This is a genomic window from Pseudomonas fakonensis, from assembly GCF_019139895.1.
GTDB lineage: Bacteria > Pseudomonadota > Gammaproteobacteria > Pseudomonadales > Pseudomonadaceae > Aquipseudomonas > Aquipseudomonas fakonensis.
Window position 1 is genome coordinate 1,481,522 of sequence record NZ_CP077076.1, and the last position, 21,090, is coordinate 1,502,611.

17 protein-coding genes are annotated in these 21,090 nt (G+C 63.9%); 7 read left to right on the top strand and 10 right to left on the bottom strand.

Annotated elements, in window-relative coordinates; translation table 11 throughout:
- Positions 1–8 precede the first annotated feature (8 nt).
- From KSS94_RS06755 to KSS94_RS06780, 6 genes are all read right to left on the bottom strand, one after another.
- Positions 9–4,574 (bottom strand): RHS repeat-associated core domain-containing protein, encoded by a 4,566-nt coding sequence (locus tag KSS94_RS06755; protein WP_217842249.1) that lies wholly within the window; start codon positions 4,572–4,574, stop codon positions 9–11.
- A 21-nt stretch (positions 4,575–4,595) separates the two neighbouring features.
- The gene (locus tag KSS94_RS06760; protein ID WP_217842250.1) at positions 4,596–5,021 is read right to left on the bottom strand and encodes a DcrB-related protein; all 426 of its coding nucleotides are present in this window, start codon (positions 5,019–5,021) and stop codon (positions 4,596–4,598) included.
- Between the two features lie 119 nt (positions 5,022–5,140).
- Positions 5,141–6,091: a 2-hydroxyacid dehydrogenase gene (locus KSS94_RS06765; RefSeq protein WP_217842251.1), complete on the bottom strand. Its 951-nt coding sequence runs from the start codon at positions 6,089–6,091 to the stop codon at positions 5,141–5,143.
- 130 nt (positions 6,092–6,221) lie between these two features.
- Positions 6,222–6,986 (bottom strand): SDR family oxidoreductase, encoded by a 765-nt coding sequence (locus KSS94_RS06770; RefSeq protein WP_217842252.1) that lies wholly within the window; start codon positions 6,984–6,986, stop codon positions 6,222–6,224.
- 14 nt (positions 6,987–7,000) lie between these two features.
- A complete protein-coding gene (locus KSS94_RS06775; RefSeq protein WP_217842253.1) occupies positions 7,001–7,693 on the bottom strand; it encodes a fumarylacetoacetate hydrolase family protein in 693 nt (230 codons plus the stop codon).
- Between the two features lie 140 nt (positions 7,694–7,833).
- Positions 7,834–9,177: an MFS transporter gene (locus KSS94_RS06780; protein ID WP_217842254.1), complete on the bottom strand. Its 1,344-nt coding sequence runs from the start codon at positions 9,175–9,177 to the stop codon at positions 7,834–7,836.
- 390 nt (positions 9,178–9,567) lie between these two features.
- Between KSS94_RS06780 and KSS94_RS06785 the strand changes: the two genes are divergently transcribed.
- The 6 genes from KSS94_RS06785 to KSS94_RS06810 all read left to right on the top strand — a co-directional run bounded on the left by KSS94_RS06785 (position 9,568) and on the right by KSS94_RS06810 (position 13,996).
- On the top strand, positions 9,568–10,530 hold the full coding sequence (locus tag KSS94_RS06785) for a helix-turn-helix transcriptional regulator (protein WP_217842255.1): 963 nt from the start codon (positions 9,568–9,570) through the stop codon (positions 10,528–10,530).
- Positions 10,531–10,540: 10 nt separating this feature from the next.
- A complete protein-coding gene (gene pcaQ, locus KSS94_RS06790; RefSeq protein ID WP_217842256.1) occupies positions 10,541–11,473 on the top strand; it encodes a pca operon transcription factor PcaQ in 933 nt (310 codons plus the stop codon).
- A 268-nt stretch (positions 11,474–11,741) separates the two neighbouring features.
- Entirely contained in the window at positions 11,742–12,470 is a 729-nt protein-coding gene (bamJ, locus tag KSS94_RS06795) for a BamJ family beta-barrel-assembly machinery protein (RefSeq protein WP_217842257.1), read from the top strand.
- A 287-nt stretch (positions 12,471–12,757) separates the two neighbouring features.
- Positions 12,758–13,198 (top strand): YkvA family protein, encoded by a 441-nt coding sequence (locus KSS94_RS06800; RefSeq protein WP_217842258.1) that lies wholly within the window; start codon positions 12,758–12,760, stop codon positions 13,196–13,198.
- Between the two features lie 91 nt (positions 13,199–13,289).
- The gene (locus KSS94_RS06805; RefSeq protein WP_217842259.1) at positions 13,290–13,631 is read left to right on the top strand and encodes a helix-turn-helix domain-containing protein; all 342 of its coding nucleotides are present in this window, start codon (positions 13,290–13,292) and stop codon (positions 13,629–13,631) included.
- Positions 13,628–13,996, top strand: coding sequence for a hypothetical protein (locus tag KSS94_RS06810; RefSeq protein WP_217842260.1), 369 nt, complete (start codon positions 13,628–13,630; stop codon positions 13,994–13,996). The genes KSS94_RS06805 and KSS94_RS06810 overlap by 4 nt, the downstream gene beginning before the upstream one ends.
- Positions 13,997–14,251: 255 nt before the next feature.
- Here the strand turns inward: KSS94_RS06810 and KSS94_RS06815 are convergent, their stop codons facing one another.
- A complete protein-coding gene (locus KSS94_RS06815; protein ID WP_217842261.1) occupies positions 14,252–16,012 on the bottom strand; it encodes a phosphodiesterase in 1,761 nt (586 codons plus the stop codon).
- A 117-nt stretch (positions 16,013–16,129) separates the two neighbouring features.
- Positions 16,130–18,211: a carboxy terminal-processing peptidase gene (locus KSS94_RS06820; RefSeq protein ID WP_217842262.1), complete on the bottom strand. Its 2,082-nt coding sequence runs from the start codon at positions 18,209–18,211 to the stop codon at positions 16,130–16,132.
- Between the two features lie 141 nt (positions 18,212–18,352).
- Here KSS94_RS06820 and KSS94_RS06825 point away from each other — a divergent pair, with 141 nt between their 5' ends.
- Complete coding sequence (locus tag KSS94_RS06825; RefSeq protein WP_217842263.1) at positions 18,353–19,315, top strand: NAD(P)H-quinone oxidoreductase; 963 nt, start codon at positions 18,353–18,355, stop codon at positions 19,313–19,315.
- Positions 19,316–19,433: 118 nt separating this feature from the next.
- On the opposite strand, the gene KSS94_RS06830 is transcribed toward KSS94_RS06825, so the two are convergent.
- Complete coding sequence (locus KSS94_RS06830) at positions 19,434–20,087, bottom strand: HAD family hydrolase (RefSeq protein ID WP_217842264.1); 654 nt, start codon at positions 20,085–20,087, stop codon at positions 19,434–19,436.
- A gap of 13 nt (positions 20,088–20,100) precedes the next feature.
- Entirely contained in the window at positions 20,101–21,090 is a 990-nt protein-coding gene (locus KSS94_RS06835) for an ABC transporter ATP-binding protein (RefSeq protein ID WP_217842265.1), read from the bottom strand.

The following is a 21,090-nucleotide window of genomic DNA, read 5'->3' on the forward strand; positions in this document are numbered from 1 at the left end:
GGGTTGTCCTATTTCGTGTGCCAGATACCGCCGCTACCCACATGGGTCTTGGCGGGGACGGGGATAGCATGTTTACCGAAGTCGACATGGTGATGGATCAGGGTATCGCCCTTGTAGTTGGCGTGCTCCGGGAAGTGCTGTACCCAGGTCTTGTCGATTCTGGGGGAAAGTCCTAGTTTGTTGACGATGTACTGGTTGCTCTTGCTAAGCGACTCAGGGTACTGCTTCTGCCATTGCTGCCAGAATTCGGTGCGATTGCGGATACCACCATTGGCGGTGCTTTTACCCTGGGTGAAAGTGCTGGTGTCGACCGAGTAACGAGGGTCTGGCTGGCCTGGGTGCCTTGAATCATAGCGGGTCTGGTACGGGTTATCCTTGCCGAATATATCGCACAGGTTCAGACCCAACGGGTCGATCCAGGTCAGTGGCGTCGGCGCGTAACGATAAAGATTGGTGCCCCCGATCAGACTGATCGGATCTGGCTGAGTGAATCGACCAACGTCAGGATCGTAGTAGCGGAATGTGTTGTAGTGCAGCCCCGTCTCTCGGTCCAGATACTGTCCCTGGTAACGCAGGTTCTGCTGACGATTAGGGTGGTCGCTGTGCCATTCTTCATGGGTTTTTCCCCATGTTTTCAAGTCACTGTGCCAAACGCGCTGACCCTGCTCGTCTGTCAGTTGTTCCGGTGCACCGGCCAGGTTGGTATGGAAGTGGTAGATCACCTCTTTTCCGGGGGCGCCATCGATCCGAGCCACCGGCTCGTAGCTGGTACTGTCCCGATAAACATACAGGCTTGGTTTGTTGTTCTGTACTTCCTGCAGCAGTCGCATGCCCTGCCAGAGGAAGCGTGTTTCGCTGACGGGGTGTGGGTGACCGTCACGGTAGAGGCGTTTGTGGGTGCGCCTGCCCAACGGGTCGTAGCTGAACTCTATTCGCTCACGCACTGCCCCTCGTTGCTGGTCCACGCTGACCATGCGGTGTTCGGCATCGTATTCGAAGCGCTGGACCATTCGGCTGCCACTGCGTTTTTCGCTGAGCCTGCCAAAGCGATCGTAGCGGTAGCGCTTGTCCCGGTAGACCTGAAGACGATTGCGGGGCACACGCCCATTGATCTGGTAACCGTCCACCAGATTTCCCGCTGGGTCATAGCCGTAGTGCTCGACATGTTGTTCTTCACGCCCTGACAGCCTGTGACTGGCGCCATGTATGCGCTCGGTTGGGCCATGGTCGTAACGTCGAATTCGCTGGCCGCCCTCGGCGCCAGGGTCCATGACAAATGAAACGGCGGGGTCGGGTTGCCCTGGGGTGAAGCGCCGGCCAGTGGTGCTAATTTCGCTGACAAGCTTGTCACTGGCGTCGTATTGGTAATCCTTTTGCAGCAACGGCAAAGCTGCCAGAGAGCTTTCTGCGTTGCATATGGACTTACGGATCAGGCGGCCGGTGCTGTCATGGTGGATGAGCGTATGTAACTGGCCTTGAGTACGCAGTACTTCAGTATGCAGTTCGTCCCGCTCGATATCGCAGATGACCTTGCCATCCAGGTTGAGCTGGTGCAAGTGCCCGCTGCCGTAATAAAGGTGATTTATACCTCGCATGTCCGGCAGGGTCAGGGTCTGCAGGTTACCTGATGGGTCGTACTCGTAGGCCAGCGTACCGGGGCCACAGGACTCACTGGTCAATCTGTCCAGTGCGTCATAGCTGAATGTCAGTTGCTGCAATTCTCCCTGTAATGGCTCGAAATCGACTATCAGGAGGTTGTCGGCACTGTCGTAGCGGTATCGGCTGATCCCGTCATCGGTGTGTTTGCAAAGTAGCCGGCCAGCCGCATCGTGCTCGAAACGTTGGGTTTGTACCGCAGCAGGTGGTTCTGTCGCATCGCTATTCAGAAGGGGGGCGGCTTGCGAGGAAGGATGACGATCAACCTGGATGACATTACCGCGTGCGTCATAGCGGTAAGTTTGACCGCCACCCTCCAAGTTGCGCTGGGCCGTCAGGCGATCTAGCGCGTCCCACTGAAACGCGTAGTATTCGCCGTTTTCATTGGTCAGCCGCTGTAGACGATCAAATGCATCCCAGGACAGCAACAGTGTTGCTCCCATGGCATCTGTACGCATCTGCAGCCGACCGCGTGCGTCATATTGCCATTGTGTGACCTGCTGCGAGGGGTCGATATGGCTGACCAGTTGGCCATTGCTGTCAACTTGATAACGATCCGTGCGGCCGTCGGGCTTTTCCCTTTCAGTCAGTTGTCCACGGATGTCGAACTGATAGCGTGTGCGGTTTCCTTGAGCATCCTGGACCTCGCTCAAATTGCCGCGCTCATCGTAGCGGTATTGTGTCTTGTGCCCAGAACAGTCGATGTAACTGATCAATTGTCCGTGGGCATTCCAGTAAAACTTCCGTTGTTTATTCTGATGATCGCAGGCTTGCGTTCGACGGCCTTGCGGGTCGTATTGGTAATGGACGGCCTGACCCAACGGGTCGACTTCCTGCAGCAGGTTTCCCTGTCGGTCGTAGCTATAGCGCCAGAGGCGGCCGGCGCTATCAATAACTCGTGTCGGCAGAGCCCAATGTTCGACGTAGGTTATCTGCTCCTGCCGGCCGAGCGGGTCCTTTTGGCTGATCAGGCGCCCGAGCGAGTCGTAGGCATAGGTCCACCGTGAGCCCAGAGGGTCGGTGCTGGCCAGCAGTTGACCTTGCACGACTTCTTCCTCCCAGCATTGGCCGTGCGGATCGGTGTAGCGCAGAATCTCGTACAGCGGTCCCCAGTGGAAGTGTTCCTCGCGTCCGAGGCTGTCGACAACTTGGGTGTGGCCGTTTTGCAAATCATAATTAAATTGGTATTCCTCGCCATCGTCGCTCCAGTTCCGAACGACTCGCCATTCATGATCGGGCTGTGGCTCCAGCAAGGCCGGTAGTCCTTCGACAGGTCTGTGACAAGCTGTAAACCGAGCCCATTCATAATGGAAACATGCGCCACCAGCCACTGTATGGCTGGCCATGAGGCCTTCGTGGGTATAACTGAAGCGACGAACAACCTGGCTATTTCCATCGCGTACTTCGCTCAACTGGCCGGCGGCGGTATATTCGTAGCTGGCCAGTACTTCATGGTGGGTGATCCCGAACGTTTCCCCTGGGTGCAGGTACAGGCGTTGGATGTGGGCTACCCTGCGCAGATGATGGGGGTGATAACACAGCTCTACGGCAGCTCTGGCGCCGACATCGATCAGATATTGCAAGCGTCCCAGATCGTCATATAAAAGTTCCAGACGATTGAGGTTGCGATCACCCAGTTGCACCAGCCGTGAACGATGAGGTGTGATCGGATCATTGCGGAACACTTGATATTGCCCGCTGTGGATATTCTCGACCACGGTAATACCATGGTCCTGATGGAAGAACGCCAGGCCATCGAGGCTGCTGACAAAAGCAGTACCGACCTCCATCCGCCCCAACTCCAGGCGCATGCCCTCATCGTCCACATAGATCCACAAGTCTCCCCCGTCAGGGTGCTTGATACGTTCGATGAACGATTCATATCTAACTCGCCATCCGAGCCCGAATAGACTGTCTTGCTGCCGGTCCGTGCTGTCATAACGGCGTGACCAGTCGATAGGCAACAGGCCTGGTAAGGTGAAGTCCAGCTCTTGCGGCCCTTCGAGCAGCTTGCCGCCTGTCGACACTACGACCGGGTGGCCCTTGCAGCCGGGAAGTCTGGACTTGGGGCGTTGTGCCTTGTTCGGCCTGACTTTCCCGCGCCGAGAAATCAGCATCCCGGCCACGATGCCAATGATCTTCGCCGCCGCGCTCTTGCCATCGTGGATGTCCCGCACGGTCACCGTGCCGCCACCGATGCGCACGTTGGGCGAGAAGCTCATGCCGATCGGCCCGTCGCAGGTGCTCTTGTCCCCCACGCGCGCAGCCGGGTGGCCGTTGATGAACACCTTGTCCGAGCCCTGGGCGACGAAGTTGGGCGTCGGGTGCTTGGTGCACTTGACCGTGTCGAGTTCGTCGGGCTGGGTGCCGGGGTCTTTCGGGGTGGTCACCGGCGGGTTGAAGATGCTGTCGATCTCCTGGGCCAGGCCGATGATCGGCAGCATCATCGAGGCGCCCATCATCGCGTAGCTGCCGATGTTCTCCAGTATCGAGGGCTCTTCGGCGGCGATCTCGGGTTCGCTGACGCCGGTGACGATGCCCGCAGCGCGGGCTGCGGGGATGCCGTTGATATGGGTATTGACCGACCCGGTTTCGATGGCCCCGTAAGGCTCCGGCGGGAACATCGAATTGCCCACCCAACTGCTGAAGTCCGAGATTTGCTCGCCGATGCTCTTGTCTTCGCCACCGGGCAGCATGGCTGCGGCGCCGACCAGCGCGCCGGCAATCAGCGGGGTCAGCACCGCTGCCGCCCCGCCGGTGCCGACCACGGCCACCACCGCGCCGCCAATGGCCGCGGCCACCGCAGCGGTGGCGGCGGCGTAGACCACCGCTTCGGTCAGGGTGCTGACCAGCTCGGCCATCAGCGGCGGGTGCAGGATGAGGTCGCCCTGGCGGGCGGCGTGCAGGCTATCGTCCATGAGCCGGGTCGGTGTCCGTGGTCAGTTCAGTTGCAGGCCGGCCTTGATGGCCTCCCAGTGGGCGAGGTCGGTAGGCGTAAGCGGCGCCTGCTTGCTGTAGCTCACTGCCACGAAGCGCGCCTGCCCGGGCGGGGTGTAGGCCAGCTGGCGCTGGTACGAGAGCACCTCGCCACGCTTGAACTGCAGGCTGACTTCCAGCCCGTGGATGTCGCGTGCGGCGCCGGCGAGGGTTGGCTGGGGTTCGCTGATGACCGCGCCCAGGCGTTCGCGCAACTGGGCCAGTTGCTGTTGGTAGAGGTCTTCGAGGGTTTGCCCCGCCGGCAACGGGCTGCGGGCGATCACCAGGCTGGTGCCGCGCTCGCGAAAGGCGAGCATGTTCATGCTGGTGTCTTCGGGCGTTTCATCGCCCAGTTCCAGGGTCAGGTCGTGGGTGAGGTAGGCGGCCATGGCGCTGCTCCTTGCGTCGAAGCGGCACACGCTAAAGCTTCGCTGCGCAGGCTGCAAGCGCCGGGCGACGCGGCGGTGACGGGGTTCACCGAATCGCCCGTGCTGGCATTTTGCCCGGGTTACAGCACCAGGCCCTGGGGTTTGCGCCCGGCGAATACGTCCACCAGGCTGGCCACTACCATTTCGCCCATGCGCGTGCGGGTTTGCAGCGTGGCGCTGGCGCGGTGCGGTTGCAGCACCACGTCTTCACGCTCGAACAGCGCTTCGGGGGCGCGCGGTTCGTCGGCGAACACATCCAGCGCGGCGCCGGCGATCTCGCCGGCCTGCAGGGCGGCGAGCAGCGCCGGCTCGTCCACCAGCTTGCCGCGGGCGATGTTGATCAGGTAGCCGTCGCGGCCCAGGGCCTGGAGGATCTCGCGGGTGACCAGTGCCTCGCCCTTGTCGGCGGCGGCGGCGAGGATCAGCGCGTCGCTGTTCTTGGCCAGTTGCACAAGGTCGGCTTCAAAGCTGTAGGGCACATCCTGCGCCTGCAGGTCGGTGTAGCCGATCGGGCAGCCGAAGGCAGCGGCGCGCTGGGCCACGGCGCGGCCAACGCGGCCCATGCCGACGATACCCACGCGCATGCCCGACACCTGGCGCGCCAGCGGCAAGGGCGCCAGCGGGGTAGGGCTGGTGGCCCAGTGGCCGGCGCGCACGAAACGGTCGCCCGTGCAGATGCCGCGGCACACGCCGATCAACAGGCCGATGGCAAGGTCCGCCACGTCTTCGGTAAGTGCGCCGATGGTGGCGCACACCGGGATACCGCGATCGCGAGCGTAGGCCAGGTCGATCGCATCGGTGCCCACGCCGTTGACGGTGATGATTTCAAGGTTGGGCAGGCGCGCCATCAGCGCCTGGCTGATGCCGGTATGGCCGCCGGTGATGACGCCGCGAATGCTGGCCGCGTGGGCGTCGAGCCAGGCCTCCTTGTTGCTTTGTTCGTAGTAGCGGTGGACGGTGAACAGGGTTTCCAGGCGCTGGCGGATTTCTGGGATGAGGATCGGGCTCAGTTGCAGGACTTCGGGTTTCATGGGGCACTCCACCTGTATGGCGATGGGAAAGAGGCGTGGGAGCGGGCTTGCCCCGCGATTGATGGCACCGGCTGCGCCGGTATCGCGGGGCAAGCCCGCTCCCACAGGATTTCATCTGTGCAAGGGCGGCTCAGCCACGCCCCACAAACGGCATGTTGCTGGCCATCACGGTCATGTTCAGCACGTTCGCCTCCAGCGGCAGCGCTGCGATGTAGCGCACCGCGTCGGCCACGTGGCGTACATCCACCATCGGTTCGGGGGCAATGTCGCCGTTGGCCTGGCGCACGCCGCGGGTCATGCGTTCGGACAGCTCGGTCAGGGCGTTGCCGATGTCCACCTGGCTGCAGACGATGCTGTACGGGCGCCCGTCCAGCGCCAGGGCCTTGGTCAGGCCCAGCACCGCGTGCTTGCTGGCGGTGTAGGGGCCGGTGAACGGGCGCGGGGTGTGCGCCGAGATCGAGCCGTTGTTGATGATCCGCCCGCCCTGGGGCTGCTGGCGGCGCATCAGGCCGAAGGCGGCGCGGGCACACAGGAATACGCCGTCGATGTTGGTCGCCACCACGTTGCGCCAGTTCTCCAGCGGCAGTTCGTCGATGGGTACCGCCGGGGCGTTGATACCGGCGTTGTTGAAAATCAGGTCAAGGCGCCCGTGCACCTCCTCGATGGCGGCGAACAGCGCCGCGACGCTGTGCTCGTCACGCACGTCGGTGGGCACGGCCATGGCCTCGCGGCCGGCGGCGCGGGCCTGGGCAGCCAGGGCTTCGAGCGGTTCGGTGCGGCGCCCGGCGAGTACCAGGCTGAAGCCGTCCTCGAGCAGGGCCAGGGCCACGGCGCGGCCGATGCCGCTGCCGGCGCCGGTGACCAAGGCAACTTTTTTGTTCTGGGTTTGCGACATGTTCGGCTCCGGGGTCAGGCGGCTTGGGAGGCGGGGCGCGGGCCCACCTGCAGGGTCAGTTCGGCGATGCCGTCGATGCCGGCGTGGATCACGTCGCCGGGTTCCAGTGGCGCCACGCCGGGTGGGCTGCCGGTCATGATCAGGTCGCCCGGGCGCAGCGGCAGCAGGCGTGACAGGCGGGCGATGACCTCATCCAGCGGCCAGGTTTGCTGCGACAGGTGCGCGCGCTGGCGCTCCTGGCCGTTGACCTTGAGCCACAGCTCGGCGTCCAGCGGCCAGCTGGCCTGAACGATGGCGGTCATCGGCGCGGCGGCCTCGAACACCTTGGCGCCTTCCCAGGGCAGGCCCTGCTGCTTGGCCTGGCGCTGACGGTCGCGGCGGGTCAGGTCCAGGCCGGCGGCGTAGCCGTACACATGCTCCAGGGCATTGGCCGGGGCGATGTTGGCGCCGCCCTTGCCGATGGCTACCACCAGTTCGATTTCGTGGCAGAACTCTTCGGTGGCCGGGGCGTAGGGTAGCTCGCCGCTGGCTTCGACCACGTTGCAGGCGGGCTTCATGAAGAACACCGGCTCGCTGGGGGCTGGGTCGGTGGCCTGCGGCCAGGGGTAATTGCGGCCCAGGCAGAACACCCGGCCGACGGGGAAGCGCGCGTCGCTGCCCTGGATCGGCAGGCTGACGATGGCCGGTGGGCTGAACAGGTACGTCATGGGTGGATCCTCTGGTTGCGAGTGGCCAGCGTAATCAGCGCTGGCCGCTGGAAGTTGGACGAAAGCGGGGTGGGCTTGGAGGAATCGGGTTTTCTGCCGATCGCGGGTCAAGCCCGCTCCCACGCGCCTCGCAGTGGCGCTCAGGCCGTGGTCTTCAGCTCGATCCGGTACAGCTTGCCCAGCAGCAGCGAGTACGACAGCGTGCCCATCAGCGCGACACCGCCGATGAACCAGAACGCCATGGCGAACGAGCCGCTGGCATGCACGATGGCGCCGATCACGATGGGGGTGACGATGCCGCCGATGTTGGCCGCAAGGCTGGTGATGCCGCCGGTAAGGCCGATCAGTTCCTTGGGCGCCACTTCCGACACCGCCGCCCAGGATGACGAGGCGATGCCCTGGGCGAAGAACGCCAGGGTGAGCACGGCGATGCACAGCACGTTGGAGTCGGTGAAATTCACCAGCACGATCGACATGCCCAGCATCGAGCCCACCACCAGCGGCAGCTTGCGGGCGAACGACAACGAGTAGCCCTTGCGGATCAGCAGGTCCGAAACGATGCCCGCCAACAGGATGCCGACCGTGGCGCCAATGAACGGCATCACCGCGAAGATGCCGACCTTGATCAGGGTGAGCTGGCGCTCTTCGATCAGGTAGGTGGGGAACCAGGTGAGGAAGAAGTACAGCGCCGAGGTGCTGGCGAACTTGCCCAGGCAAATGGCCCACACCTGGCGGTAGCGGAACAGCTCGGCCACCTGGCGCCAGTCGAAGCGGGTGCGCTGCTGGCTGCTCTTGACCAACCCGCCGCCTTGTTCGATGTAGGCCAGTTCTTCCTTGCTGACTTTCTTGCAACTGAGCGGGTCGCGGTACAGGAACAGCCACACCACGCCGAACACAATGCCGACGATGCCGGTGCTGTAGAACACGTGGCGCCAGTCGTAAGTGGTGGCCAGCCACAGCAGGGCGCCGGTGAACAGCGCGGTGCCCAGGTACTGGCCGCACACGTAGATGCTGCTGGCCATGCCGCGTTCGCGGGCGGGGAACCACACGGTGACCGCGCGGCTGTTGGCCGGGAAGGCCGGGGCTTCCATGGCGCCCACTGCCAGGCGCAGGCCGAACAGCGAGGCAAAACCGCTGGCCAGGCCCTGGGCCACGGTGACCGCCGACCAGCTGATCAGCGACACGCCGTAGGTCAGGCGCGAGCCGAAGCGGTCGGCGATGAAGCCGGCCGGCACCAGGGCCAGGGCGTAGGTCCAGGCGAAGGCCGAGAAGATCAGGCCCATCTCGACCTTGTCCAGGCCCAGGTCCTTGGCCATGAAGGGCGCGGCGATGGAGATGTTGACCCGGTCGACGTAGTTGATGATGGTCGCCACCAACAGCAGGGCGAGCATGAACCAGCGGCGGCGGGTGGGCAGGCGCTGTGCGGGAGCGGCGTCCAGCGCGAAAGGCGCAGACGCGGTGCGGGGAGTGGGCGTGCTCGACATTGAGTCGACCTCGTTTGTTGTTTTTGGAGAGGTTGGGCTGCAGTCCTTATTCAGAGTGGTCGTACAACTGGTTTGGATCAACGGGGTTTTTAGACTGTTTTTTTCAATGCAGGCGGGGTGTTGAGGGTTTGTCCAAGAAATCTGCCGGGCGGGGTTTTGCCCGGGTTTCTGGCTGAATGGCTTGAAAACAAAGGGCTGCGACGGGTGTTGTACGGGAAGCTTTTTGAAAAGCTGGGGTTGGCTTGGAGTTTGGACGTCGTACAACTTATTGCCTTGCTTTGGATGGGTGGTCAGAATTGCGCGGCAAGCCCGCTCCCACGCAACGCACCGTGGGAGCGGGCTTGCCCCGCGATAAGGCCGATAAGGCACAAGAACAAAGGAGCCCCCACCATGCCGCCCAAGCGCCAGGTCCCCACCTATGTCATGCAGCAGCGCAGCGAGCTGATGGACTTCCATATCCGCGACGCCCGCGGCCGGCCGGCAGAAACCGCGCCGCACCGGCACGAGTACTTCCAGGTGCAGATCAACCTGGGCGGCGATACGGTGCAGCACATCGGCGCCGTTCAGCGCCCGTTCACCCGGCACACCCTGGCGTTCATCCTGCCGCACCGGGTGCATGTGATTCCGCACCCGCCCGAGAGCGACTTTGTAGTGATCAACTTCTCCCAGACCTTCCTGCTGCCACACCTGGATTGCGACCCGATGGACCTGGAAGACGTGTCGATTGCGCTGGCCCCGGAGCTGTCGCCGTTCCGGTTTCAGGAGCACCTGGACTTCCACCTCGATGAGGCGCAATTCGCCAAAGTGCTGCAACTGCTGGAGCAGATGCGTGCGCTGGATGCCAACCGTGGCTTCGGCAGCCGCGAGATCCTCAAGGGCCTGTTGCTGCAACTGATCGGCACGGTGTGCAGCCTGTACGCAGAACCCTTGCGCCAGCTGGCCGAGAGCAACGCCGCCGAGCAGAGCCGGCGCGCGGCGCTTGGGCGGATGAGCGACTACCTGCGCCGGCACATCGACGACCCTGACCTGAACCTGCCCAAGGTGGCGGCGGCCACGTATCTGGCCCCCAGCTACCTGACCCACTGGCTGCGCAAGGAGGTGGGCAAGACCTTCAGCGAGCTGGTGCTGGAGCGGCGCATGCACGCGGCGCGCAACTATCTGCTCAATGGCAGCCGCCCGGTGGGGGAGGTGGCGCGGCTGTGCGGCTTTGCCGACGAGGCTTATTTCAGCCGGCGCTTCCGGCAGATTCATGGCCTGCCGCCGGGCCAGTTCCGCCGCCAGCAGCGCGACCCTGACACGCCCCAGGCAATCACTCTGGACGACGCGGCTTGCAGGGTTGGCGCGCACGGATAAACTGCCGGGCATGAACCTCGATACCCGCATCAAGTACCGCCACCTGCTGTGCTTCCTGGAGATTGCCCGGCAGGGCAGCCTGGCCAGGGCCGCCGACGTGCTCGCGATCAGCCAGCCGGCCATTTCCAAGACCCTCAAGGAGCTTGAAGAGCTGCTGGAGGCGCGATTGTTCGAACGCACCCGCCAGGGCGTTGAGCTGACCCCGGCAGGCACGCGTTTCATGCGTTATGCCGGGCCCAGCGTGCAGGCCCTGCGCGATGGTGTGAGCAGCGTGCGCGGCGAGGCGCGGGCACCGTCGCAGGTGCGCATTGGCGTGCTGTCCACGGTCGAGGGGCTGTTGATGCCCGAGGTGCTGTGCCGGCTGCATCAGCGCCATGAAGCGCTGGTGATCAGCGTGGTCACCGGGGTCAGTGCGCAGTTGCTTGGGCAGTTGCATCTGGGCGAGCTGGAGCTGGTGGTCGGGCGCATGACTGACAGCCCGCAGATCCAGGGGCTGTCGTTCGAACACCTGTACAGCGAGTCGATGGCACTGGTGGTGCGCCCGGGGCACCCGCTGCTGGCGCGCCAGCCGGTGGACCGGGCGCAAGTCGGGCGCTACCCGCTGGTGCTGCCGCCAGCGGGCACGACCATCCGCCAGCATGCCGACAGCCTGTTCGTGCAGGGCGGCATGCAGATGCCGGCGCAACGGTTGGAAACACTTTCTTTGGCGTTGAGCCGGCGCTATTTGCTGGGCAGTGATGCGGTGTGGGTGGCGCCGCGCGATGCGGTGCTGATCGACCTGGGGCGCGGGGAGTTGGCCGAGCTGGACCTGGGGGTTCGCGAGCCAGGAGGCTCGGTGGGGATCTGCCGCAATGCCGCCTTGGCGCAGAGCTTGCCGGCGCAGTGGGTGTGCGAGGTGTTGCGCGAGGTGGCGGAGCTTTATCGGGCGGGGAGTTATCCTTGATAGGGATTGCGTGAGGGCTGGCAGGTGTTCGCCATGACCTTTGCAGCGCCTGTGGCGAACACTTGGCAGCCTTGATGCAAGCCTTCGCCGAACACCTGGCCGCAACCAAAGGGTCTTCCTTCTCCATCCCCCCTCCATGAACAACCGTTCACCCAGGAACTTCCCGCCGCAAACCTGCTCTCATGCCGGTAGCCATTGGTCACGACCGCCTGCTAAGCTCGCGGCTTTACCCTGATTTGCCCTTATGGCGCATGAACAAGGAATCAGCATGAAACAACATCGTCTGGCGGCCGCGGTTGCCCTGGTAGGTCTGGTGCTGGCGGGCTGCGACGCCCAGACCAGCAGCGTCGAGCTGAAGACTCCGGCCCAGAAAGCCTCCTACGGTATCGGCCTGAACATGGGCAAGAGCCTGGCCCAGGAAGGCATGGACGACCTGGACTCCAAAGCCGTCGCCCAAGGTATCGAAGACGCCGTAGGCAAGAAAGAACAGCGCCTCAAGGATGAAGAGCTGGTAGAAGCCTTCACCGCCCTGCAAAAGCGCGCCGAAGAACGCCTGGCCAAGGCCAGCGAAGAAGCCGCTGCCGCTGGCAAGAAATTCCTCGAAGAAAATGCCAAGAAACCTGGCGTGGTCACCACCGCCTCGGGCCTGCAGTACGAAGTGGTCAAGAAGGCCGATGGCCCGCAGCCAAAACCGACTGACGTGGTCACCGTCCACTATGAAGGCAAGCTCACCGACGGCAAGGTGTTCGACAGCTCCGTCGAGCGTGGCAGCCCGATCGACCTGCCGGTCAGCGGCGTGATCCCAGGTTGGGTCGAAGGCCTGCAACTGATGCACGTCGGCGAAAAATACAAGCTGTACATCCCGGCAGAACTCGCCTACGGCGCGCAGAGCCCGAGCCCGCTGATCCCGGCCAACTCGGTACTGGTGTTCGACCTTGAACTGCTGGGCATCAAGGACCCGAGCAAGCAGGACGTCGAGCCGGCCCCTGCCGAGTAAGGCAAACGCCTGAAACACGACAACGCCCCGTTTCGACGGGGCGTTGTCGTTTCAGGGGTGGCTTGACGCGAACCGTGGGCGTCATTCACTGTCGCAAGCAATGCATGCAACCCACGGCCAAGCACTTCCCTGTCGCAAAACGTTTGCGGCTCTGAAACGGTTGTGTAAAAAACGCCCGATCCGTGCCCGGCCCTTGCCCGGCGGGCGCCAAACGGCGCAAAGCCGATCCTGTTCACAAGGTTATCCACAATTATTGTGGATAACCTGCCTGCTGCTCTGGAGGTTTCATGAGCGCTCCCTGGAATTTCACCCGCTTCTTGCCCCTGGCCGAACGCCTGCTAAGCCGCGGGCGCTTGCCGGCGCTGTTGTTCGCCGTTGCGCGCAAGGGCCCGAAACTTGGCCAGCTGCGCGAGGACGTGCGCTTGATGCAGGCGTTGTGCCTGGCGTGGTGGCGCGGCGAATACCGTGCGGTCAGCCCCAAGGCGCTGGTGACCATCGTTGCCGGGCTGCTGTACTTCGTCAGCCCCCTGGACGCCATCCCCGACTGGTTGCTGGGGGTGGGCTTTCTCGATGACATCGCCGTGCTGGGCTGGGTGTTGAAGACCGTGGCCGACGAACTGGCCCGCTTCAAGGCCTGGCGCGCCAGCCAGGTGCCGGAAAAACTGCGCGTGGTCGAGCGCCTGCCGGACACCCCCGAAGCGCTGCGCCTGGAACGGCCGGGGCAGTGATTCCCGGCGAACCCACGAGGTTGGTAATATAATTGGCATAAGGGTTATGCCTACGGATTACATGCCGTAATCCTACGTTAAGGGGGTTGTAATGGGTATTCAGGTCATAAGCCGGGACGGTCAGCCCGAGTACGCAGTGGTTCCCTGGGAGCAATATCAGGCCTTGCTGGTTGCAGCAGGCCGGGCACCGGCCCCTGCGCCGGCCAGCGTGGCACCCGTCGAAGAAGACAACGCTACCCGCCTGCACGCACTGAGCGAGCTGGCGGCGCTGCGCCAGGCCAAGGGCGTGGAGCCGGCAGCGCTGGCGCGCAACGTGGGGATCAGCCCGGCATACCTGGCGATGATCGAGTCCGGTGAGCGCCAACCGGATGCCGCGATTCGCCGGGCGTTGGCCTGGCACCTGGGCGTGGCCGGCTGGAGCGAGCCGTCATGAGCCAGGTCAGGATCAGCCGCCAGCAATGGGAGAACCTGCTGACCGAGCTCGACCTGGCCCGCCGTCAACGCCACCTGCTCACCTATCGCGCTCTGCTGGAGCGCCTGCAACTGCCCAGCCCGGCCATGCAGACCCTTACCGCCGCCCTGGAATACCTGGCGCTGCTCGACGCCCGCGCCGAGCAGCCGCTGCGCAGCTCGCTGGTGATCAGCCAGGGCGCCAGCCGCCTGCCGCGTACCGGGTTCTTCGAGTGCGTGGAGCGCTTGGGACGGTTTTCCGGGCCGGTAGACGGCATGGAAGCGGCGTCCTGGCATGCCTCGGAAGTGGTGCGGGTGTTCGAGTACCGGTACCCGGAGCAGGCCTGACGCGTCCTCTGTAGGGGATCACCCAGCCCATTGGGCTGCGCTTTCGCGCAGATAACAGGTCTCGCAGATGCGCCACGCCCCCTGTGGGAAGCGGCCTCGTGTCGCGATGGGGCGCGAAGCGGCCCCAAGGCCTCGGCCTCATGCAAAATTGCCGGGGCTGCTGCGCAGCCCATCGCGACACGAGGCCGCTTCCCACAGAGACCGCGTTAAATCAATGAGTTGTAGTTTGTTCTATGAGAGCCCACACGCCGGCTCCTACAAGGCCGGGATACGGGTATCGATCAGGCTCAGGCTCGACCCTGGCGTTTCCTTGGCCTGGCGCTTGGCCTGCGAGGCCAGGTCGGCAAGGCCTCCGGCATCCAGGTGTGCGGCGCTGTCCGGCTCCAGCCACACCACCCCGATCGACAGCGACAGCAGTGCGAAGGTTTCGCGCAGGCCCTGGCGGTTATGGGCAATGAAGCAACCGGCCTCGATATGCTCGCTGCGGTAGAAGCGCAGGCACTCCTGGGCAAAGGCCTGCACCAGCGCCTGTAGCCGCGCGCGCCAGTCGGCCGAGCCCAGCACCAGCATGAAATCATCGCCGCCGATATGCCCGACGAAGTCGCGGCTCGGGTCGACGCAGTCGTTCAGGCATTGCGCCAGGCACAGCAGCACCTCATCGCCCCGGGCATAGCCGTAGATGTCGTTGAAGGGCTTGAAGCTGTCGATGTCGACGTAACATACCGCCGCTGCGTGGCGTTGCTCCAGCAGCCGCGCCAGGCATTGCTGGATCGGCACGTTGCCGGGTAGCAGGGTGAGCGGGTTGGCGTGCCGGGCCTGCTGGATCTTCTGCTCGGTGATCAGCTTGAGCACGTCGATCACCCGCCCCAGCCCCAGGTAGCGGCCGCCCTGGGTAATGATGAAGTCTTCCTCGATGCGCTGCCGGGCGCGGCTGGTAATCAGCCGGCTGACCTGTTGCAGCGACTGGCCGCGCTCCACGGCAAGAAAGTCCTGGCTCATCAGCCGGCTGATCGGCTTGCGCGCGAACAGGTCGGTACCGAACGGTTGCAGCAGCGCATCGGACAACGAATGGCGGTGGACGATGCCGCAGGGCCGGCCGTCTTCATCCAGCACCGCCAGCGAGTTGAGGTTGGCCTGGCGGCGGAACGCTTCGAGCACCTGCTGGGTGGCGGTGCTCTGCGGCACTGCTGGTTGCTGGATCAGCAGGGCGCTGAGGTCGCCGCCGTCCTCGACCAGGGCCACGCTGGTGCTGCTGGCCTTTGGTAGCAGGCCCAGGGCTTCACGGGGCGGGAACTCCTGGGGCCGGCCCAGCAGGTAGCCCTGTACCAGGTCGACACCCATTTCACTGAGCACCGTCAGTTCCTCGTTCAGCTCGATACCCTCGGCGATCACCTGGGCGCGGGAGGCACGGGCGATTTGCAGGATGGAACCGACGAACTCGCGCTTGAGCGGGTCCAGGTGAATGCCGTCGATGAAGTGGCGGTCGATCTTCACGTAGTCCGGGCGCAGTTCCGACCACAGGCGCAGGCTCGAATAACCCGCGCCCAGGTCGTCCAGAGCGATGGAGAAGCCCATGTCGCGGTAATGGTGCAGGGCGTTGAACAGCAGCTGAAAGTCTTCGGTAGGGGTCTGTTCGGTGAGTTCAATCACCACCTGGCTGGGCGACAAACCGACCTGTTCGAGCATTTTCAGGGTGCGCCCGGAAGGGTGCTGGGGTTCGAGTAGCGACTCGGGTGAAACGTTGAGGAACAGCTTGCCGGCCAGCCCCTGCTCGCTGAAGCGCCGACAGGCGGTTTCCCGGCAGAGCACTTCCAGCTCGCTCAGGCGGCCGGCCTGGCGGGCGATGGCGAACAGGTTCAGGGGGGAGTGCAGCGGGCTGTTGGACGGGCCGCGGCTCAGGGCTTCATAGCCGAGAATGCGCCGTTCGGAAAGGCAGACGATGGGCTGGAACAGGCTGTGGACGCTACGTTGAGCCAGGATGGCGCTCAATGCGCTGAGCTGTTCGGTGACGGTCATGGACTGCTTTCCTGAATGAAAAAAGGCCGGGCATCTGCATGCCCGGCCCTTCTATTTCACGACAGTGCGATGACTGTTTGATGACAGGTCACATTATTCTGCCATCACTCGGTCGGATTACTTCTTGGCCATCTTGGTGCTTTCGCTGAGGTAGTCGATCAGGATACGACCGGTCTCGGCCAGGTAAGCGTCGTCTTCCGGTTTGGTCTTGTCGTCTTCGTCCGGCAGGGCGTCCTCGTCGACCTTTTTCAGCTCCTTCAGCGGCTCCTCGCCCTTGGCCTTGCGACGGATGTTCTCCATGGCCAGTTGCTTGGCTTCGACGTCGTCGTGGCGGGCACGGCGTTCCTGTTCGTTGAGGCTGACGGTTTTCTCGTCCATCAGCTTCTGGGTCAGGGCCAGGCGGTCACGGATGTAGGTGAACTCGGCATCCTTGGCGCTGCGCGCGTCATGCTTGGCCTTGAGGTCGGCGAGGAACGGCTTGAACGGGTCGGCGGCCGGCTTGACCACCGGGCGGATGGTGTCCCACGGCATGGCCTCGGGCAGGGCGCTTTCGCCGATCTCCTTGGTGTCGATGATCGACGGGTAGTCGATGTCCGGCAGCACGCCCTGGTGCTGGGTGCTCTGCCCGGATACCCGGTAGAACTTGGCCAGGGTCAGCTTCAGCTCGCCATGGTTGAGTGGCTGGATGGTCTGCACGGTGCCCTTGCCGAAGGTCTGGCCGCCGATGATCAGCGCACGGTGGTAGTCCTGCATGGCGCCGGCGAAAATCTCCGAAGCCGAGGCAGACAGGCGGTTGACCAGCAGCGCCAGCGGGCCTTTGTAGAAGGCGCCGGGGTTCTCGTCCTCGAGCACGTCGACGCGGCCGTCGCTGTTGCGTACCAGCACGGTCGGGCCTTTCTCGATGAACAGGCTGGTCAGCTCGGTGGCTTCCTGCAGCGAGCCACCGCCGTTGTTGCGAAGGTCAATGACCACGCCGTCGACTTTCTCTTTTTGCAGCTCGGTCAGCAGCTTTTTAACATCGCGCGTGGTGCTCTTGTAGTCCGGGTCACCGGCGCGATAGGCCTTGAAGTCCAGGTAGAAGGCCGGGATCTCGATGATGCCGAGCTTGTAGTCGCGGCCATCCTGCTTGAGCTTGAGCACCGACTTTTTCGCCGCCTGCTCTTCGAGCTTGACCGCTTCGCGGGTGATCGAGACGATCTTGCTGGTCTGGTCGTTCGGCGCATTGCTGGCCGGTACCACCTCCAGGCGCACCACCGAGCCTTTCGGGCCGCGGATCAGCTTGACCACTTCGTCCAGGCGCCAGCCGACCACGTCGACCATTTCCTTGTTGCCCTGGGCCACGCCGATGATCTTGTCGGCCGGGGCCACTTGCTTGGTTTTGGCGGCAGGGCCGGCCGGTACCAGGCGCACGATCTTGACCTGGTCGTTGTCGCTTTGCAGCACCGCGCCGATGCCTTCGAGCGACAGGCTCATGTTGATGTCGAAGTTTTCTGCGTTGTCGGGCGACAGGTAGTTGGTGTGCGGGTCGTAGGACTGGGCGAAGGTGTTGATGTAGGCCTGGAAGATGTCTTCGGCACGGGTCTGGTCCAGGCGCGCCAGCTGGTTCTTGTAGCGCTTGATCAGGGTTTCCTGGATCTGCTTGGGGTCCTTGCCGGCGATCTTCTGGCGCAGCACCTCATCCTTGACGCGTTTGCGCCACAGTTCGTCGAGGGCGGCCTGGTCTTTCATCCACGGGGCGTCCTTGCGGTCGACCAGCAGGTCTTCCTTGACGCTGAAGTCGATCTTGTCGACGCCCTTGTTCAGCTCGGCCAGGGCGTAGTCCAGGCGCTGCTTCACGCGGTCAAGGTAGCGTTTGTAGATGGTGAAGCCGGGGTCGAGGTTGCCGCTTTTGAGAAAATCGTCGAACTGGGTCTTCCACTTGTCGAACTCGGCGATGTCGGCTGCGGTGAAGTAGCTGCGCGACGGGTCGAGCAGCTTGATGTAGCTGTCGTAGATGATGATCGAACGGGCGTCGTCCAACGGCGGCTTGCTGTAGTGGTGGCGCTTGAGCAACTCGACCACGTTCAGGCTGGCGACGATCTCGTCACGGTCTGGCTGCAGGCTGTCCCATTTGTTGGCGGCGGCCGCATTGCCACCGAGCGTGAGGCTGCCGAGCCCGATGACGAGGGCGAGGGCGGTACTGCTAGTGAAATGCTTCATGCTGATTCGACGTGGGGGCAATTGATCACGCATAGTAGGCCGTCTTTTCCGTTCGCCGGTTCCATGGAGCCGGGCAAATACTGCAAAAAGCCTGGGACATCGGATCCCAGGCTCAGTCATGTGAATCACTATGGAGGCACTGTGAAGGCATTGCAAGGCGTTGACGGACATGTGGCCTGGGTCGAAGCCGAACGCCCGGCCTGCGACGCAGGGCAGGTACGCATTCGAGTGGCCGCCGCGGGGCTGAACCGTGCGGACCTGCTGCAAATGAAGGGTTTGTACCCGCCACCGCCGGGTGCCAGCCCCTACATGGGCCTGGAGTGCGCGGGCGTGGTCGAGGAGGTGGGTGCTGGCGCCGACTGGCGCGTTGGCGACCGGGTTTGCGCGCTGTTGGCCAGCGGCGCCATGGCCGAAGAGGTAGTGGTCGATGCCCGCCATGTGCTGCCGGTGCCCGAGGGCCTGAGCCTGCACGAGGCGGCGGCGCTGCCCGAGGTGTATGCCACGGCCTGGCTGAATATCTTCCAGCTGGGTGGGGTGAAGGCCGGCGAAAAGGTGCTGGTGCATGCCGGTGCCAGCGGCGTTGGCTCGGCGGCCATCCAGCTGTGCAAGGCGTTCGGCAGCCCGGTGTGGGTCAGCGTCGGTTCCCAGGAGCGCCTGGCCTACTGTGAGGCGCTGGGCGCGGCCGGTGGTGTGGTGCGTAACGAGAACCTCGATGCGCTCAAGGCGCTGGGGCCGTTCGATGTGATCCTCGACCCGGTGGGCGCCGGCTACGGCCCGCTTAACCTCGAATTGCTGGCCCGTGACGGGCGCTGGGTGATCATCGGCCTGATGGGCGGGCGCAAGTTCGAGCTGGACCTGGCGGTGGTGATGGGCAAGCGCCTGCAGGTTACTGGCTCCACCCTGCGCAACCGTGACGATGGGTTCAAGGCTGAGCTTTTGCGTGACCTGAAGCAGCAGGTGTGGCCGCTGTTCAGTGAAGGGCGGTTGTCGGCGCAACTGGTCGACACTTACCCCGTCGAGTTTGCCCAGGCGGCGTATGCCGAGCTTGAGAGCAACCAGGTGTCGGGCAAGTTGGTGATGGTGATCGATTCGAGCCTGGCTTGAGATTGCCGGGGCCGCTTTGCGGCCCTTTCGCGGCACAAGGCCGCTCCTACAGGCAGACGCGATCCCCTGTAGGAGCGGCCTTGTGCCGCGAAAGGGGCGCAAAGCGCCCCCATGGCCCTCAAACCCAGTTCAAAACCGGCCAGCCATTAGTCTGGGCATGTTCACGCAGCACCGCATCCGGGTTTACCGCAAACGGGTGATCCACCTTCAGCAACAACGGCAAGTCATTGCGCGAGTCGGAATAGAAGCTCGCCCCCTCCAGGTTTTCCTGCTCCTGATCCAGCCATTCCAGCAAACGGGTGATCTTGCCTTCACGGTAGGTCAGCACGCCGTGGGTCTTGCCGGTGTACACCCCGTTCAGCGCCTCCAGCTCGATGGCCAGGTATTCGTCCACCCCCAGCCGCGCCGCGATCGGCCCCACCAGGTGGGTGCCGCTGGCCGAGATGATCAGGATGCGGTCGCCTTGCTTGCGGTGCTCGGCGATGCAGCGGCAGGCGTCGCCGAAGATGATCGGTTCGATCACGTCCTCAACCCAGGGCTCCACCAGGTGCTCGACCTCCTCGAGCGTGCGCCCGGCGATCGGCTCCAGGCTGAAGGCCATGTAGTCCTCCATCTGCAGGTGGCCCTTGCCGTAGGCTTCCATCAGCTCGTGGTCGCGCTTGAGGAAGCTTTTGCCGTCGACCCAGCCCAGCCGGGCCATCTGCTCGCTCCACAGCGACGCGCAGTCGCCGTGGATCAGGGTTTCGTCCAGATCGAAAATTGCCAGTGCCATGTGTTGATTCTCCTTAGGCCACTTCCCGTAGCGCCGTGGGGTCGATCGACAAGGATACCCGCTGGCCGTCGATGTGCAGGTCGGCCGCCGAGCGGTTGAGCACGTCCACCACCAGTTCCACGTCGCGCACCTGCACCCGGTAGCGGATCACGTTGCCGAGCAGGCTGTGGCTGCGCACCTCGGCGTTCAGTTCGCCGTTCAGCCCCAGGGTGATCGACTCCGGGCGGATCGCCAGGCGGCTGGCCACCGGGCGTTGCAGCAGGCGGCTGGCGCTGTCGGCGTCGAGCAGGTTGTAGTTGCCGATAAAACCCGCGGCGAACAGGTCGACCGGGGCGGTGTAGAGGGTTTCGGCATCGCCACTTTGCACGATGCGCCCCTGGTTCATCAGGACGATGCGGTCCGACATGGTCAGCGCCTCTTCCTGGTCGTGGGTGACGAAGATGGTGGTCAGCCCCAGCTCGCGCTGGATGGCGCGGATCTGTTCGCGCAGGTGCTTGCGAATGCGCGCATCCAGCGCCGACAGCGGCTCGTCCAGCAGCAGCAGGCGCGGGCGGGTGACCAGCGAGCGGGCCAGGGCCACGCGCTGGCACTGGCCACCGGACAACTGGTGCGGGTAGCGTGCGGCGAAGCTGGACAGCTCCACCAGCTCCAGCACTTCACGCACCCGCGCCTGGCTTTCGTCGCGCTTGACCTTCTGCATGCGCAGGCCGAAGGCGACGTTCTGCTCCACGGTCATGTTGGGGAACAGCGCGTAGCTCTGGAACACCATGCCGATGCCGCGTTTTTGCGGGCTTACCGGCACGATGTCCTGGCCGTCCAGCAGGATCTGCCCGGCGTCCACCGGGGTCAGCCCGGCGATGCAGCGCAGCAGGGTGGACTTGCCGCAACCCGAAGGGCCGAGCAGGGTGACGAACTCGCCGCGTTCGATCTGGCAGTCGATGTTCTCGAACACCGGGCTGCCGGCGTAGCTTTTTTGCAGGTTCTGTACGCTGACGAAGCTCAT

What these genes read in the sequence shown, in the direction of transcription:
- KSS94_RS06755 (WP_217842249.1), bottom strand. Translation starts at nt 4,574, where the DNA reads ATGGACGATAGCCTGCACGCCGCCCGCCAGGGCGACCTCATCCTGCAC.
- KSS94_RS06760 (WP_217842250.1), bottom strand. Translation starts at nt 5,021, where the DNA reads ATGGCCGCCTACCTCACCCACGACCTGACCCTGGAACTGGGCGATGAA.
- KSS94_RS06765 (WP_217842251.1), bottom strand. Translation starts at nt 6,091, where the DNA reads ATGAAACCCGAAGTCCTGCAACTGAGCCCGATCCTCATCCCAGAAATC.
- KSS94_RS06770 (WP_217842252.1), bottom strand. Translation starts at nt 6,986, where the DNA reads ATGTCGCAAACCCAGAACAAAAAAGTTGCCTTGGTCACCGGCGCCGGC.
- KSS94_RS06775 (WP_217842253.1), bottom strand. Translation starts at nt 7,693, where the DNA reads ATGACGTACCTGTTCAGCCCACCGGCCATCGTCAGCCTGCCGATCCAG.
- KSS94_RS06780 (WP_217842254.1), bottom strand. Translation starts at nt 9,177, where the DNA reads ATGTCGAGCACGCCCACTCCCCGCACCGCGTCTGCGCCTTTCGCGCTG.
- KSS94_RS06785 (WP_217842255.1), top strand. Translation starts at nt 9,568, where the DNA reads ATGCCGCCCAAGCGCCAGGTCCCCACCTATGTCATGCAGCAGCGCAGC.
- pcaQ (WP_217842256.1), top strand. Translation starts at nt 10,541, where the DNA reads ATGAACCTCGATACCCGCATCAAGTACCGCCACCTGCTGTGCTTCCTG.
- bamJ (WP_217842257.1), top strand. Translation starts at nt 11,742, where the DNA reads ATGAAACAACATCGTCTGGCGGCCGCGGTTGCCCTGGTAGGTCTGGTG.
- KSS94_RS06800 (WP_217842258.1), top strand. Translation starts at nt 12,758, where the DNA reads ATGAGCGCTCCCTGGAATTTCACCCGCTTCTTGCCCCTGGCCGAACGC.
- KSS94_RS06805 (WP_217842259.1), top strand. Translation starts at nt 13,290, where the DNA reads ATGGGTATTCAGGTCATAAGCCGGGACGGTCAGCCCGAGTACGCAGTG.
- KSS94_RS06810 (WP_217842260.1), top strand. Translation starts at nt 13,628, where the DNA reads ATGAGCCAGGTCAGGATCAGCCGCCAGCAATGGGAGAACCTGCTGACC.
- KSS94_RS06815 (WP_217842261.1), bottom strand. Translation starts at nt 16,012, where the DNA reads ATGACCGTCACCGAACAGCTCAGCGCATTGAGCGCCATCCTGGCTCAA.
- KSS94_RS06820 (WP_217842262.1), bottom strand. Translation starts at nt 18,211, where the DNA reads ATGAAGCATTTCACTAGCAGTACCGCCCTCGCCCTCGTCATCGGGCTC.
- KSS94_RS06830 (WP_217842264.1), bottom strand. Translation starts at nt 20,087, where the DNA reads ATGGCACTGGCAATTTTCGATCTGGACGAAACCCTGATCCACGGCGAC.
- KSS94_RS06835 (WP_217842265.1), bottom strand. Translation starts at nt 21,090, where the DNA reads ATGAGCTTCGTCAGCGTACAGAACCTGCAAAAAAGCTACGCCGGCAGC.